Source organism: Kitasatospora sp. NPDC057198, from assembly GCF_042670125.1.
Classification (GTDB): domain Bacteria; phylum Actinomycetota; class Actinomycetes; order Streptomycetales; family Streptomycetaceae; genus Kitasatospora.
This window is the reverse complement of record NZ_JBHUWH010000157.1, coordinates 1-15,716: the sequence shown is the minus strand read 5'-3', so window position 1 is coordinate 15,716 and position 15,716 is coordinate 1. Positions and strand designations below refer to the sequence as shown.

At 72.6% G+C, this 15,716-nt stretch carries 10 protein-coding genes; 7 read left to right on the top strand and 3 right to left on the bottom strand.

Annotated features, from left to right (window positions below):
* Positions 1 to 30: 30 nt before the first annotated feature.
* A complete protein-coding gene (locus ACFUEL_RS19175) occupies positions 31 to 1,344 on the bottom strand; it encodes an ABC transporter substrate-binding protein (RefSeq protein WP_380237535.1) in 1,314 nt (437 codons plus the stop codon).
* Positions 1,345 to 1,626: 282 nt separating this feature from the next.
* Between ACFUEL_RS19175 and ACFUEL_RS19170 the strand changes: the two genes are divergently transcribed.
* On the top strand, positions 1,627 to 2,652 hold the full coding sequence (locus ACFUEL_RS19170; protein ID WP_380237534.1) for a LacI family DNA-binding transcriptional regulator: 1,026 nt from the start codon (positions 1,627 to 1,629) through the stop codon (positions 2,650 to 2,652).
* A 185-nt stretch (positions 2,653 to 2,837) separates the two neighbouring features.
* A complete protein-coding gene (locus tag ACFUEL_RS19165) occupies positions 2,838 to 4,193 on the top strand; it encodes a hypothetical protein (protein WP_380237533.1) in 1,356 nt (451 codons plus the stop codon).
* On the opposite strand, the gene ACFUEL_RS19160 is transcribed toward ACFUEL_RS19165, so the two are convergent.
* Positions 4,159 to 4,854: a TetR/AcrR family transcriptional regulator gene (locus tag ACFUEL_RS19160; RefSeq protein ID WP_380237532.1), complete on the bottom strand. Its 696-nt coding sequence runs from the start codon at positions 4,852 to 4,854 to the stop codon at positions 4,159 to 4,161. The genes ACFUEL_RS19165 and ACFUEL_RS19160 overlap by 35 nt on opposite strands.
* Before the next feature lie 304 nt (positions 4,855 to 5,158).
* On the opposite strand from ACFUEL_RS19160, the gene ACFUEL_RS19155 reads away from it, so the two are divergent.
* The 3 genes from ACFUEL_RS19155 to ACFUEL_RS19145 all read left to right on the top strand — a co-directional run bounded on the left by ACFUEL_RS19155 (position 5,159) and on the right by ACFUEL_RS19145 (position 11,097).
* Complete coding sequence (locus tag ACFUEL_RS19155; RefSeq protein WP_380237531.1) at positions 5,159 to 6,610, top strand: MFS transporter; 1,452 nt, start codon at positions 5,159 to 5,161, stop codon at positions 6,608 to 6,610.
* Between the two features lie 70 nt (positions 6,611 to 6,680).
* Positions 6,681 to 8,462 carry a glycoside hydrolase family 3 N-terminal domain-containing protein gene (locus ACFUEL_RS19150; RefSeq protein WP_380237530.1) on the top strand — a complete coding sequence of 594 codons (1,782 nt, stop codon included), beginning with the start codon at positions 6,681 to 6,683 and terminating at the stop codon, positions 8,460 to 8,462.
* A gap of 25 nt (positions 8,463 to 8,487) precedes the next feature.
* Entirely contained in the window at positions 8,488 to 11,097 is a 2,610-nt protein-coding gene (locus ACFUEL_RS19145; protein WP_380237529.1) for a family 78 glycoside hydrolase catalytic domain, read from the top strand.
* 77 nt (positions 11,098 to 11,174) lie between these two features.
* Here the strand turns inward: ACFUEL_RS19145 and ACFUEL_RS19140 are convergent, their stop codons facing one another.
* Positions 11,175 to 12,185, bottom strand: coding sequence for a LacI family DNA-binding transcriptional regulator (locus tag ACFUEL_RS19140; RefSeq protein ID WP_380237528.1), 1,011 nt, complete (start codon positions 12,183 to 12,185; stop codon positions 11,175 to 11,177).
* A 183-nt stretch (positions 12,186 to 12,368) separates the two neighbouring features.
* On the opposite strand from ACFUEL_RS19140, the gene rhaI reads away from it, so the two are divergent.
* Together rhaI and ACFUEL_RS19130 are read left to right on the top strand one after the other, a co-directional pair.
* Positions 12,369 to 13,535: an L-rhamnose isomerase gene (gene rhaI, locus ACFUEL_RS19135; RefSeq protein ID WP_380237527.1), complete on the top strand. Its 1,167-nt coding sequence runs from the start codon at positions 12,369 to 12,371 to the stop codon at positions 13,533 to 13,535.
* 107 nt (positions 13,536 to 13,642) lie between these two features.
* A complete protein-coding gene (locus ACFUEL_RS19130; protein WP_380237526.1) occupies positions 13,643 to 15,682 on the top strand; it encodes a bifunctional aldolase/short-chain dehydrogenase in 2,040 nt (679 codons plus the stop codon).
* The last annotated feature ends 34 nt before the right edge of the window (positions 15,683 to 15,716 follow it).

Sequence of the window (15,716 nt, the reverse complement as noted above, 5' to 3'; positions counted from 1 at the left end):
CGCCCCGCCCCCGCGACCGGATCGGGTGCCTTACTGGGCCAGGGCGTCCTGGACCAGCTGCATGAACTTCTCCGGGCTGATCGCGCCGGTCACCAGGGGAGCGGCGTTCTGCTGGCTGACGGTGGTGGCCTTGGTGCTGAACAGCGCCTCGAACCACAGCACGCTCTCCTTGGAGGCGCCGATGGTGTCGCGGATCTGGCCGGTGACGGCATTGGCGTTCTCCACCGGGGTGTTCACCTTGAAGCCGGAGATGGTGCCCTGGTCCTTGAGCGCGACGCTGCCGTAGTTCTGCGCGATGCACTTCACCCAGTCGCCGGTCTTCGCGTCGAAGCTCTTGGCGTTCATCGCGACCGGCAGGCCCACGTTGGAGGGGTACTGGTCGATGGAGCCCTTGCCGCCGGCGACCGCCGGGAACGGCATGAAGCCGACGTTCTCCGCGCCCAGGGTGTCCTGCTCGGCGTCGGCGATGTTGGCCAGCGCCCAGCTGCCCATGTAGAGCATCGCGGCCTTGCCGCCCAGGAACTGGTTCATCGCGGTGTCGTAGTCGATGGAGCCGACGCCCTGCCCGAAGTAGCCCTTCTTGCCGAGCTCGGCGACCTGCTGGGCGGCCTCGACGTACTCGGGGTCGGTCAGCTTCGCGGTGCCGTTGGCGACCGCGTTCATCGCGCCCGGGCCCAGGCTGCGGTACAGGTAGCCGCTGACCAGGCGGGTGAGCGGCCAGCCCTGCTGGCCGGAGGCGGCGAAGGGCTGCACGCCCGCGCCCTGCAGCTTGGCGGCCGCGGCGACCAGCTCGTCCCAGGTCTTGGGGACGGAGATGCCGTTGGCCTCGAAGACCTTCTTGTTGTAGAAGATGCCCTCGATGTTGTACTCGTACGGCAGCACCGCGAGGTTGTTCTGGTAGAGCGCCTTGATGGTGGAGACCGCGGCGGGCTGCAGCTGGTCGAAGACGCCGAGCTTGGTCAGCTCGTCCTCCAGGTTGGCGACGTTGCCCGTGGTGAAGAGCTGGGTGGTCAGCGCCGGGGCGTTGCCGGCCGCGAACTGGACCGGCAGGGCGTTCTGGCCGGCCAGCAGCTGCAGCTTCTGGTCCAGGCCGGACTGCGGGACGGTGTCGACCTTCAGCGGCAGCGCCTTGTTCTGGTCGGTGCAGGAGGTCGTCGACAGCGTGGTCAGCGTCTTCTTGATGGTGGTGTTCTCGGTGACCGACAGGTAGTCGAAGTTCTTCGGGGAGGCGCTCGCGCCCGTCCCGCTGCCGCCGCACGCCGTGGCGAGCAGCACCACGGCGGCTGCGGCGGCGGTGAAGCCGACGAGGCGGGTTCTGCCGGTGCGGGTGGGGTTGATGGTCACGGCTGTGCTCCCTGGCGTCATTGAGCGGAGGCAGAGGTGGGGATCGCTGGATCGAGAACGCGGGGCACTCCCGGGAAGACGGGGCCCGACTTTGTAGAACGTTCTCCACGATGGGGACAACAGTGCCCCCGAGGGTGAGCTATCGTCAAGACACGAGGACGTAACGAGGCGGTCACCTGGGCGATGCGGCTGGTCCCGGCCGGGAAAGATCGTGTAGAACGTTGCGCAACAGTGACTTTCGAGGCCGTGACTTCCGAGACCGTGACTTTCAGAAAGTGGGCCATGGAGCCGACGAAACGCCCCAAGCGCGTCACCATCACCGACGTCGCCGCCCGCGCCGGCGTCTCGACCGCGGCCGTCTCCAAGGTGCTCCGCAACGCCTACGGCGTCAGCCCCGCCATGCAGGAGCGCGTGCGCGCCGCGATGGCCGAGCTGGACTACCGCCCGCACGCCGCCGCGCGCGGCATGCGCGGGCGGACCTACACGATAGGAGTGCTGCTCGACAGCCTCCGCAACACCTTCTTCGCCGACATCCTCGACGGCGTCCAGCAGCAACTGCGCGGCAGTGACTACACGGTGCTGATCGGCGCGGCGGGCTTCGGCGCGAGCGAACAGGCGCGCACCGTCCAGTCGATGGTCGACCGTCAGATGGACGGCCTGATCCTGATCGCCCCCGGCACCAGCCGCGCCGAGGTCCTCGCCACCGCCGAGACCCTGCCCACCGTCGTGATCGGCCACCACGACACCTCCGCCGTCCACGACTCGGTCGTCGACGCCGACGACCAGGGCGCGGCACTGGTCGTCGACCACCTCGCCGCCCTCGGCCACCGCCGGATCGCCTTGCTCGCCGCCCCCGGCCTCAAGGGCAGCCAGTGGAAGCTCACCCCCGAAGCGGTGCTCGCCAAGGGCTACACCACCGCGATGAAACGCCACGGCCTCGCCCCGCAGGCCCTCGCCGCCGCCTACTCCGAGGAGGGCGGCTACGAGGCGGGCAAGCGGCTGCTGAGCGCAGCCGACCGGCCCACCGCCATCATGGCCGGCGCGGACGTCGCCGCCCTCGGCGTCTACCGCGCCGCCGCCGAACTGGGCCTGGACATCCCCGGCGACCTCTCGCTGGTCGGCTACAACAACACCGCGGTCGCCGCCCTCGCGCCCGTCCAGCTCACCAGCGTCGACCAGGCCGGCGCCACCATGGGCGCCACCGCCGCCCGGATGCTCATCGAACGGGTCGAGGGCCGCCGCACCCAGGCGATGCAGACCGCCATGACCCCCCGCCTCGTCGTGCGCTCCAGCACCGCGGCGCCGTAGGAGGTTTGAGCGTCGGCCGATCGAATGGCGACCTCGATAAAAACAGATCGGTAACTCTGTTTTGGTGTAGCGTAGCCGCCGCTCGTGCCCCCGTGGCGCCCCGCAGTACGGGTCGACCTCTGCGGCTGACGTGCCCGGGCGTGAGCATTGGCTGCAGAGGTTCACCGATCGGAGTTGACGGCCTGATGGAAAACGACGATGCCGCCACAGTCGCAGAGTTCGCGAAGTCGTTCCGCGGGCTCGTGGGTCGGTTGGACGTCGGGTCCGGTTGGTGCGCGGTGTTCGTGCGCCGCGATCCGGATGCCTTCGAGAACTACCTGGAGGGCGTCGAGGTGCCGCCCTGGGACGTTGTGGCTTCGCTGCTGGGAGACTTTTCCGCCCTGTTCGGGCCGGGGGAGGACGGACTGGGGGAGCGCGCTCTCACGGCGCATGCGGCAGCGCAGGGAGCCAGGGACCGCCTGGTCGGCGCGTCGACCCTGACGACCGAACTGGGGCGGGCGAAGGTCCTTCGCGATGCCGCTCGGGCGCGGCTGGCGGAACTCGTCGGCGGGCGCCCCGGCGGGGGCGGCTCGGACCCGTTGTCCGCAGAGATCGCTTGGGCCCGGGACGAGGCGCAGCGGGCCGAGGCCCGGTGCGAGGCGTTGCGGGGGCGGCTTGAGGCCCTGATCGCGGCCGGGTCCTCCGGCGGCGGGCCGGTGCCGGTGCGGCAGGAGCCGGAGGTGCCCGCCTCAGTTTCCGTCGGCGATGCGGGGGGTTCGGGCGGAGTGCGGGCCGCGGTGGAGCCGCAGGCGGTGCGGGCGGGGCGGTGGCGGGGTCCGCGCAGTGCGGGTGTGAGTCTAGCGGCGCTGGCTTTCGGCACGTTGGCGGCCTCGATCGAGCAGCCGCCCGCCGGTGGGGGCGAGGCTCCTGCTGCTGCGGCGGGACCGCGGCCCGTGTCGGCGGCGGACCGGGCGCGGGCGGGGAAGGTGGCGGCGGCGTTGCGGGAGTTGCGGGCCGTCGGTCAGGGTGGTCGGGCGCACACGCTGCTGTGCGAGGCGGTGGGGCGGCCCGCCGTCGAGGTGGCGCTGGTCGCGCAGGCGCTGGAGGAGGACGGCCAGGAGGCGGAGGTGGCCACGCTGTTGTGGGAGGCGGGGTGCCTGCCGGTGGCGGAACTGGCGGCGGTGGTGCAGGCCCTGGCGGACGCGGGCCGCAGCGAGGACGCGCAGGTGCTGGTGCGCCACGCCTCGGCGCTGCCGGCGGCGGATGTGGCGCTGCTGGCGGAGGGGATGTGGCGCGAGCAGCGCCGGATGCACCTGGACATGCTGCTGCGGGCGGTGGTCAGGAGCCGGGGTCGGCAGGAGGCGGTCGAGGTGGCGCGGCGCGTCCCGGAGCTGGTGCCAGTGCTGGTGGAGTGCGCGCAGCGGGTGTCGGTGCGCGCACCGGGACGACCTGCTGTACGCGCTGCGGACGTCCGGCCTGCTGTGAGGAGCCAGGCCGCGGAGCCTCGGTTCCGCGGCCGGCGGTGGTTCAGGCGCCGCGCAGGCCGGTGCCGTCGGTGGTGAGGGTGCGGGCGAGGCGGTCGAGGTAGGCGCGCAGGGCGGCGGTCATGTTCCAGGTGCCGCCGGAGAGGCCGAACTGGACCTGGAAGCCGTCGCTGGTGGCGAGGATCTCGCGGGCGATCGCCTCGGGGTCGGTGTCCGCCTTGACGGTCCCGGTGTCGATGCCGTGCCGCATCGACTGGGCGATGAAGGCGATGACGCGCTGGTAGCGCTCCTGGAAGTAGGCGTGCGCGGGGTGGTCGGGGTTGCACGCCTCGGTGGACAGGACGGCGTACATCTGGGTCAGGCCGGGCTGGGTGGCGTTGAAGTCGGCCTGGTCGGCGATGAGGCCGAGCAGGTCGACGGGGTCGGGGTGCTGCTGGTCGAGGCGGCTGAAGAACATCTCCACGGCGTGGTTCTCGCGCGCTTCGAGGACGGCCTTGAGCAGTTCCTGCTTGCTGCCGAAGTGGTGGAGGAGGCCGGTCTGGGAGATCCCGACGTCTGCGGCGATCTTGGGCAGCGAGGAGTTGTAGTAGCCCAGGCGCGCGAAGTGGCTGATCGCGGTCTCGACGATCAGCTGGCGGCGCGGGTCGGCCGCTGTGTACGAGCCGGTGCGGCGGCGCTTGCGGCGCGGCGCGGCGGCTGCGGTGTCCTCCGGCGGGGTCTCCTGGGTGCTGTCGGCCATCGGACCAGGGTAGAGGGCGTGGCGCGTGGAGATCGAAGGCGGCCCGGCGGCGGGCGGGGAGTCCGTGCGGTGTCGAAGACGTAACCTAGACGAGACACTTAAAAACCTACTTGCAACTCTGTTTTTACTTTACGGTGTCGGTACCGGACGCGAGCCCAGAGCCGCCCGGTCCCCACCACCCCCGGCCTGAGCAGCGCGGACCCCCACGCGATCCGCCCTCGGGCATCCGGAGAGGACACCCACCATGGTGCGAAACCTTGCGAAGGCGCAGGGAGCTTCGACTTCGAGTCAGGAAGGCCGCGACGTGAGCACTGCCGAGGACGGCGCGCAGGACGGCGGCCGACTCGGGGGCCGCCTGACCCTGATCCTGCTGGCGATGCTGTGGCCCGCCCAACTGCTCACCGCCGCCGGCCTGCTCACCTCGCTGTCCCAGGCGGAGATCGCCCAGCACTTCCACACCACGCAGATCGCCTGGTTCTCGCTGATCTACACCCTGGGCGTGACCCTGCTGACGCCGTTCGTCGCGAAGTTCGGCGACATGGTCGGCAAGAAGCGCGTCATGCTGGTGATCACCGTCATCGGCCTGGCCGGCGACCTGATCACCGCGGTGGCCACCAACTACGAGACGATGCTGATCGGCCGCGGCCTGGCCGCGTTCTACGGCCCGATCGCGCCGCTGGTGTTCGCCTCCATCCGCGACGTCTTCCCGCGCCGGCACGTCGGCACCGCCAGCGGCGCGATCGGCGCCAGCACCGGCATCGTGCTCGCGGTGTGCCCGCTGGTCGGCGGCTGGCTGCTGGACTCCTTCGGCTTCCGCGGCGTGCTGTGGTTCCTCACCCTGTGCACGGCCGTCGGCTTCTTCCTGGTGCTGGCCTTCGTGCCCGAGACCCCCGTGCACGCCCAGCGCACCCGCTTCGACTGGGCCGGCGGCATCCTGCTGGGCGGCAGCGCCGCCACGCTGATCTACGCCGTGGGCAAGGGCGCCGAGTGGGGCTGGAGCGACACGAAGACCATCGGCCTGCTGGTCGGCTCCATCGCCGCCGCGACCGCCTTCGTCCTCGTCGAGCGCGCCACCAGCCACCCCCTGCTGGACGTGCGGATGTTCACCCGCCGCAACGCCGCCAGCGTGCTGACCGCCAGCTCGCTGGGCCAGGGCACCGTCTACGCCGCCGGCACGATGATCGTCTTCCTGACGCTGTTCCCCTCCATCCCCGGCGTCTCCGACGGCCTGGGCTGGAGCGCCACCCACAGCGCCGTCGTCGGCCTGCCCGCCGGCATCATCGTCCTGCCCGTCGGCCTGGCCGCCGGCATCCTCACCCGCCGCGTCGACTCCCGCCTCCCGTGGATGCTCGGCCTGCTGATCGTCGCCGCCGGATACACGGCCCAGGCGTTCTACCACCACAACGAGGCCCAGGTCATCGCCACCGGGGTGCTCACCAATCTCGGCGTCGGCCTCGTCCTCGCCTGCGCCCCCATCATGATCGTCGGCAGTGTCTCCGCCGAGGAGCAGGGCCTGGCCAGCGCCATGTCCGGCATGCTCACCGGCCTGGTGACCGCGGTGGTCACCCAGGTCATGTTCATCGCGCTCAACAGCAGCAGCACCGTCTTGAACGGCACCCGCTTCTACCACGACGCCGGCCTCACCCGCGCCTACCTGACGCTGGCCGGCGCCGTCGCGGCGGCCCTGCTCGTCTCCCTGCTCATCCCGCGCCTGCGCCGCCCCACCGACATCGAACCCGCGCCGCTGTCCGCCTGACCCGCCCTCACGCCGGGCAGCCCGCACCAGGGCTGCCCGGCACCCGCGTTTCCCCTCCCAGGAGCACCCCATGACCACCGCCCGCCGACACGCCGCGCCCTACCAGGACGCCGCCCTGCCGATCCCCGCCCGCGTCGCCGACCTGCTCGGCCGGATGAGCGTCGAGGAGAAGGCCGGGCTGCTCTTCCACCCCATCATCACGATAGGCGAGGGCGGGACGCTGCAGCAGGACCCGGCGGCCGCCCCCAGTCAGGCGAGCACCGACGACCTCGTCGCCGGCCGGTCGATCAGCCACTTCAACCTGCTGGGCGCCGCGGGCCCGCGCGAGATGGCCCAGTGGCACAACCGCCTTCAGGAGCGCGCCGCCGACACCCGCCTGGGCATCCCCGTCACACTCTCCACCGACCCGCGGCACTCCTTCACCGACAACCCCGGCACCGCGATGATGGCCGGACCGTTCTCCCAGTGGCCCGAGACCCTCGGCTTGGCCGCCACCAGCGACACGGACCTGGTGCGCGCGTACGCGGACACCGTGCGGCGCGAGTACCTCGCGGTCGGCCTGCGCCTGGCCCTGCACCCCCAGATCGACCTGGCCACCGAGCCGCGCTGGTCGCGCATCGGCGGCACCTTCGGCGAGGACGCCGACCTCACCTCCCGCATCGTCACCGCCTACCTCCAGGGGCTGCGCGGCACCGGGCCCGAGGCGGACAGCGTCGCCGCCGTCGTCAAGCACTTCCCCGGCGGCGGCCCGCAGAAGGACGGCGAGGACCCGCACTTCCCCTACGGCAAGGAGCAGGTCTACCCCGGCGGCCGCTTCGACTACCACCTCGCCCCGTTCGAGGCCGCCATAGCCGCCGGCGCCACCCAGATGATGCCGTACTACGGCGTGCCCGTCGGCACCCCCTACGAGGAAGTCGCCTTCGGTTTCAACAAGGGCATCATCACCGACCTGCTGCGCGGCCGGCTCGGCTTCGACGGCATCGTCCTCGCCGACTGGGGGCTGATCACCGACTCCCTCATCATGGGCGAACCGCACGAGGCCCGGGCCTGGGGCGTGGAACACCTGGACCGGCACGCCCGCGTCCTCAAAGCCCTGGACGCCGGCGTCGACCAGTTCGGCGGCGAGTCCTGCCCCGACCTGGTGGCCGACCTCGTCCACCGCGGCGACCTGCCCGCCGAACGCCTGGACGCCTCCGCCGCCCGCCTGCTGACCGAGAAGTTCCGCCTCGGCCTGTTCGACGAGCGCCGCTACGTCGACCCCGACCTCGCCGAGGAGATCGTCGGTCGCGCCGACCTGCGCGCCCTCGGGGCCCGCGCCCAGCGCGCCGCCCTCACCCTGCTCACCAACCCCCGCGGCGCCCTGCCCGCCACCGGCCGCCCCCGCCTGTACGTGCGGGGCGTGGACGCGCACAGCGCCGCCGCCCACGCCGACGTCGTCACCGACCCGGCCGAGGCCGACCTCGCCGTCCTGCGCCTGAAGACCCCCTTCGAACCCCGCCCGGGCCGCTTCGAGTCCTTCTTCCACGCCGGACGCCTCGACTTCCCCGACGACGAGCTCAAGGCGATCCTCGACCTGCTCGACACCGTCCCCACCGTCGTCGCCGTCCACCTGGAGCGCCCCGCCGTCCTCCCGCAGATCGCCGAACGCGCCGCCGCCCTCCTCGCCGACTTCGGCGCCTCCGACGAGGCCCTGCTGGACGTCGTCTTCGGACACGCCGAGCCCAAGGGCCGCCTGCCCTTCCAACTGCCCCGTTCCATGGACGACGTGCGCCGGGGCCGCCCCGACGTGCCCCAGGAGAGCACCGACCCGCTCTTCCCGTTCGGCCACGGCCTGGCCTACGACCCCCGCTGACCCGCCACCGACCGAGGCACCCACCATGCTGCGCACCCAACGCCCCACCGCCGAACACCACCGCACCCCGCTCGGCATCGGCGAAGCCCGCCCCCGCCTGTCCTGGACCCTGGAAGGCCCGCCCGACCAGCACCAGCACGCCTACGAGATCTCCCTCACCAGCGACAGCGGCACCACCGTCCACCGCGTGAAGAGCGCCGACCACACCCTGGTGCCCTGGCCCGGCCCCGACCTCGCCTCCCGCCAGTCCTGCCAGGTCCGCGTCCGCGTCCACCACGACCCCCAGCAACCCCCGGGCCCCTGGAGCGAACCGCTGACCGTCGAAGCCGGCCTCCTGCACCCGCAGGACTGGACCGCCGCCATGATCAGCCCCGACTGCGACGACCCCGCCGCCGCCGACCCCCGCCCCGCCGCCCTGCTGCGCCACGACTTCCACCTGCACGACGCCCCCGTCGCCTCCGCCCGCCTGTACGCCACCGCCCTGGGCGTCCACGACCTGGAGATCAACGGCCAACTCGTCGGCGACCAGCGCCTGGCCCCCGGCTGGAGCGCCTACCGCGAACGCCTGCGCTACCAGACCCACGACGTCACCCACCTGCTCAACCCCGGCGCCAACGCCTGGGGCGCCCACCTCGCCGACGGCTGGTACCGCGGCCGCCTCGGCTTCAACGGCGGCAACCGCGACATCTACGGCACCCGCACCGCCCTGCTCGCCCAACTGGAGATCCACTACACCGACGGCACCACCCAGACCGTCACCACCGGCCCCGACTGGCACTCCACCCACGGCCCCGTCACCGCCACCGGCATCCTCGACGGCGAACACCACGACGCCCGCCGCGAGATCCCCGGCTGGTCCACCCCCCACCACCGAGTCGACGACTGGCACGGCGTCACCACCCTCCCCTTCGACCCGCTGCGCCTGACCGCCCCCGACGGCCCGCCCGTCCGCGCCATCGAAACGCTCCGACCCGCCACCACCACCCGCCTGCCCGACGGCCGCATCCTCCTCGACTACGGCCAGAACCTCGTCGGCCACCTCCGACTCACCCTCCAAGGCCCCGCCGGCACCACCGTCACCGTCCGCCACGCCGAAGTCCTCGACCACGGGCACCTCGCCACCGCCCCCCTGCGCGACGCCGCCGCCACCGACCGCTACACCCTGCGCGGCGACCCCGACGGCGAGCGGTGGGAGCCCCGATTCACCTTCCACGGCTTCCGCTACGCCGAACTCCACGGCTGGCCCGGCGACCTCGGCCCCGACGACGCCCTCGCCGTCGTCCTGCACACCGACATGGAGCGCACCGGCTGGTTCGAATGCTCCGACCCACGCCTCAACCAGCTCCACGACAACATCCGCTGGAGCATGCGCGGCAACTTCCTCGACGTCCCCACCGACTGCCCCCAGCGCGACGAACGCCTCGGCTGGACCGGCGACGCCCAGATCTTCGCCCCCACCGGCACCTTCCTCTACGACTGCGCCGGACCCCTCACCTCCTGGCTCAAGGACCTCGCCGCCGACCAGGCCCGCGACCCCCACCAGGTACCGCCGCTGTTCACCCCGCAGATCCCCGTCAACATGCCCTTCCCCGTCCCCCCGCACAACATGGCCATGGCTGGCTGGGGCGACGCCGCCGTCCTCGTCCCCTGGACCCTCCACCAGCGCTACGGCGACAGCGACGTCCTGCGCCGCCAGTACCCCAGCGCCCGAGCCTGGGTCGAAGCGGTCACCGAAGCCGCCGGACCCGACCTCGTGTGGCGCAGCCCCTTCCAACTCGGCGACTGGCTCGACCCCACCGCCCCCGCCGACGACCCCAGCCACGTCTCCACCCCCCACGACCTGGTCGCCACCGCCTACTTCGCCCACAGCACCCGCACCCTGGCCCGCACCGCGGCCCTCCTCGGACGCGACGCCGACCACCAGCGCTACGACGACCTCGCCGACCGCATCCGCACCGCCTTCCAACAGGCGTTCACCACCGCCCCCGGCACCCTGACCGCCGACACCCAGACCGCCTACGCCCTGGCCCTGTGCTTCGACCTGCTGCCCGAAGCCGACCGCCCCACCGCCGGAAACCACCTCGCCCGCCTCGTCGCCGCCCGCGGCCACACCATCGGCACCGGATTCCTGGGCACCCCCCTGGTCTGCGACGCCCTCACCGCCACCGGCCACGCCGACACCGCCCACCGCCTCCTGGCCGCGACCGACTGCCCCTCATGGCTCTACGCCGTCGACATGGGCGCCACCACCATCTGGGAACGCTGGGACAGCCTCCTGCCCGACGGCACCGTCAACCCCGGCGAGATGACCTCCTTCAACCACTACGCCTTCGGCGCCGTCGCCGACTGGATGCACCGCACCCTCGCCGGCCTCGCCCCCGAAGAGCCCGGCTACCGCGTCCTGCGCATCGCCCCCCGCCCCGGCGGCACCCTCACCTGGGCCCGCGCCGAGCACCGCACCCCCCACGGCACCGCCGCCGTCCACTGGCACATCGACCACAACACCCTCACCGTGACCGCCACCGTCCCCCACGGCTGCGAAGCCATCATCGACCTGCCCGGCCAACAGCCCCAGCACGTCGGGCCCGGAACCCACACCCTCACCGCCCCGGCCCCCGCAGACGGCGGCGCGTAGCGGAAACAGCCGTGCCGCCGGACTCCCGACACTTCGACGGAGCCCGGCGGCACGGCTTGAATCCTTTCAACGCCAGGTCAGCTGCGGGCGGCCGCCAGCGTGGAGGAGCGCACCACCAGCTCCGGCTCGAAGACCACCTGCCGGTGCCGGTGCGCACCGCCGCCGGTCTCCTGCGCGAGCAGCTCCACCGCCGTGCGGCCCATCGCCTCGGCGGGCTGGCGCACCGAGGTCAGCGGCACCGCGGCCGCGGCGGCGAACTCGATGTCGTCGTAGCCGACGATCGCCAGGTCCTCGGGCACCCGCAGGCCCGCGGCGAACACGGCCTGCAGTACGCCGAGCGCCAGCAGGTCGTTGGCGCAGAACACGGCCGTCGGCCGCGGCAGCATGCCCAGCAGGCGGGCGCCGGCGTCCCGCCCCGCGGCCACGTCCAGGCCCGCTACCTCCAGGTCCACCAGCTCGGCGCCGCTGCCCTCCAGGGTGGCCAGCGCGCCCGAGCGGCGGTCGGCGACCTGCTGGAGGCGGTGGCGGCCGCCCGCGAACGCGATCCGCCGGTGGCCGCCGGCCAGCAGGTGCGCGGCGGCCAGGGAGCCGCCCTTGACGTCGTCCACCGACACCGAGCAGGCGTCGATCCCGGGGGCGAGGCGGTCGACCAGGACGAACGGCACATCGTGGCGCCGCAGCGCCGCCGCCCCGGAGCCGGCCGTGTCGGCCGGGGTGAGCAGCACGCCGCGCACCCGCTGCTCGGCGAACAGTGCCAGGTAGTCCGCCTCGTCGGCCGGCCGCTGCGCGCTGTTGCAGACCATCACGCCCAGGCCCTGGGCCCGGGCGGCCCGCTCCGCGCCCCGGGCGACCGAGACGAAGAACGGGTTGCCCAGGTCGAGGACCAGCAGGCCGATGATCCGGCTGCTCCCGGAGCGCAGCTGCCGTGCCGACTCGCTGCGCACGTAGCCGAGTTGTTCGATCGCGGCCTGGACCCGGGCCCGGGTCTCCTCGCCGACCACCTCCGGCCGGTTGATCACGTTGGAGACCGTGCCCACCGACACCCCGGCCGCCCGGGCCACGTCCTTGATCCCTGCCGCGCTGCCCATGCTCGAAGCCCCGCCTCCGTCCAGGTTGAAAAGTTTCACCGCCCCGCCGGGCCGGTCCGTCAGCCAGATTACGCCAGCAACCTGCGGGTTCTCCAGCAGCAGCTTGACGCTTCCCGCTCGTTCGACCTACGGTCTGCTTGAAACGATTCAAGTCGAGTGATCGACGTGGTGAGAGGTGCTCCGGTGACCGACCGATCTGCCGTGAAGGACGCGCTGCGGGCCCAGCGCATCGAGACGCCCTCCTGGGGCTACGGGAACTCGGGCACCCGCTTCAAGGTCTTCGCCCAGCCCGGCGTGCCGCGCGACCCGTTCGAGAAGCTCGCCGACGCCGCCCAGGTGCACGCCGCCACCGGCGCCGCCCCCAAGGTCTCGCTGCACATCCCCTGGGACGAGGTGGAGGACTACGCCGCGCTGTCCGCCCACGCCCGCGGCCTCGGGCTGGAGATCGGCGCGATCAACGCCAACGTCTTCCAGGACGACGACTACAAGCTGGGCTCGGTCACCAACCCGGATCCGCGGGTGCGCCGCAAGGCGGTCGACCACCTGCTGGAGTGCGTCGACATCATGGACGCCACCGGCTCGACGGATCTGAAGCTGTGGTTCTCCGACGGCACCAACTACCCCGGCCAGGACGACACTTCGGCCCGCCAGGGCCGCCTGGCCGACGCGCTCGCGGAGGTGTACGAGCGGCTCGGCGACGGCCAGCGGATCCTGCTGGAGTACAAGCTGTTCGAGCCCGCCTTCTACACCATGGACGTCCCGGACTGGGGCACCGCGTACGCGCACTGCCTGCGGCTGGGCCCGAAGGCGACGGTGGTGGTCGACACCGGCCACCACGCGCCGGGCACCAACATCGAGTTCATCGTCGCGTTCCTGCTGCGCGAGGGGAAGCTCGGCGGCTTCGACTTCAACTCCCGCTTCTACGCGGACGACGACCTGATGGCCGGCGCGGCCGACCCGTTCCAGCTGTTCCGGATCATGCACGAGGTCGTCAAGAACGGCGGCCTCGCACCGGAGACCGGCGTGGCGTTCATGCTCGACCAGTGCCACAACATCGAGGCGAAGATCCCCGCCGTGATCCGTTCGGTGATGAACGTCCAGGAGGCCACCGCCAAGGCCCTGCTGGTGGACACCGGCGCCCTGACGGCCGCTCAGGACGCGGGCGACGTGCTCGCCGCCAACGAGGTGCTGATGGACGCCTACAGCACCGACGTCCGCCCGCTGCTGGCCGAGGTCCGCGCCGAGGCCGGACTCGACCCGAACCCGCTGGCCGCCTACCGCGCCACCGGCTGGGCCGACAAGACCGCCGCCGACCGCGTCGGCGGCCACCAGGCCGGCTGGGGCGCCTGACCCACCGGCAGCGCGGGCCGGTCCGCATCGGCGCAACCACGGACCGGCCCGCACACCCCGTGAGCGCCACCGTCCCTCCGTCCAGACCTAAGGAAACCCCTCCCGCCATGGCCCTGCACCCCGAAGTCGCCGCCCTCCTCGCCCGCTCCAACCGGCTCGGCGCCGATGCGCGCAACACCAACTACGCCGGCGGCAACACCTCCGCCAAGGGCACCGACACCGACCCCGCCACCGGCCGCGACGTCGAACTGCTCTGGGTCAAGGGCTCCGGCGGCGACCTGGGCACCCTGACTGCCTCCGGCCTGGCGGCGCTGCGCCTGGACCGGCTGCGCTCCCTCGTCGACGTCTACCCGGGCGTGGAGCGCGAGGACGAGATGGTCGCCGCGTTCGACTACTGCCTGCACGGGCGCGGCGGCGCCGCCCCGTCCATCGACACCGCCATGCACGGCCTGGTCGACGCCGCGCACGTCGACCACCTGCACCCCGACTCCGGCATCGCGCTGGCCTGCGCCGCCGACGGCGAGAAGCTCACCGCCGAGTGCTTCGGCGAGCGCGTGGTGTGGGTGCCCTGGCGTCGCCCCGGCTTCCAGCTCGGTTTGGACATCGCCGAGATCAAGCGCAACAACCCGCAGGCGATCGGCTGCATCCTCGGCGGCCACGGCATCACCGCCTGGGGCGACACCAGCGAGGAGTGCGAGGCCAACGCGCTGCACATCATCCGCACCGCCGAGCAGTTCCTCGCCGAGCGCGGCAAGGCCGAGCCGTTCGGCCCGGTCCTCGACGGCTACCAGGCCCTGCCCGAGGCGCAGCGGCGCGAGCGGGCCGCCGCGCTGGCGCCGCTGATCCGCGGCCTGGCCTCCACCGACCACCCGCAGGTCGGCCACTTCACCGACACCGCCGAGGTGCTGGACTTCCTGGCCCGGGCCGAGCACCCGCGGCTGGCCGCGCTCGGCACCTCCTGCCCCGACCACTTCCTGCGCACCAAGGTCGCCCCGCTGGTCCTCGACCTGCCCGCCACCGCCACCCTGGAGGAGGCGGCCGCGCGCCTGCGCGAGCTGCACCAGCAGTACCGCACGGACTACCGCGCCTACTACGACCGGCACGCCGGCGCCGACTCCCCGGCGATCCGCGGTGCCGACCCGGCGATCGTCCTGGTGCCCGGGGTGGGCATGTTCTCCTTCGGCAAGGACAAGCAGACCGCCCGCGTGGCGGGCGAGTTCTACCTGAACGCGATCAACGTGATGCGCGGCGCCGAGGCCGTCTCCAGCTACGCCCCCATCGAGGAGGCGGAGAAGTTCCGCATCGAGTACTGGGCGCTGGAGGAGGCCAAGCTGCGGCGGATGCCCGCTCCGAAGCCGCTGGCCACCCGGGTCGCGCTGGTCACCGGTGCGGGCTCCGGCATCGGCCGGGCGATCGCCGAGCGGCTGGTCGCCGAGGGCGCCTGCGTGGTGGTCGCCGACCTGAACGCCGAGAACGCGGCGGCTGTCGCCGAGGAACTGGGCGGGCCGGACAAGGCGGTGGCGGTGACGGTCGACGTTACGGACGAGGCGCAGATCGCCGAGGCGTTCCGGGCTGCGGCGCTCGCCTTCGGCGGCGTCGACCTGGTGGTCAACAACGCGGGCATCTCCATCTCCAAGCCGCTGCTGGAGACCACCGCCCGCGACTGGGACCTCCAGCACGACATCATGGCCCGCGGCTCCTTCCTGGTCTCCCGCGAGGCCGCCCGCGTGATGATCGAGCAGGGCTTGGGCGGCGACATCGTCTACATCGCCTCCAAGAACGCCGTCTTCGCCGGCCCGAACAACATCGCCTACTCCGCGACCAAGGCCGACCAGGCCCACCAGGTCCGCCTGCTGGCCGCCGAACTCGGCGAGCACGGCATCCGCGTCAACGGCGTCAACCCCGACGGCGTCGTGCGCGGCTCCGGGATCTTCGCGGGCGGCTGGGGCGCCCAGCGCGCCGCCACCTACGGCATCGCGGAGGACAAGCTCGGCGAGTTCTACGCCCAGCGCACCATCCTCAAGCGCGAGGTGCTGCCCGAGCACGTCGCGAACGCGGTCTTCGCCCTCACCGGCGGCGACCTCACCCACACCACCGGCCTGCACGTCCCGGTCGACGCGGGCGTCGCCGCAGCCTTCCTGCGCTGACCCGCCACCAGCAGCGGTGCGGGCCGCGTACTCC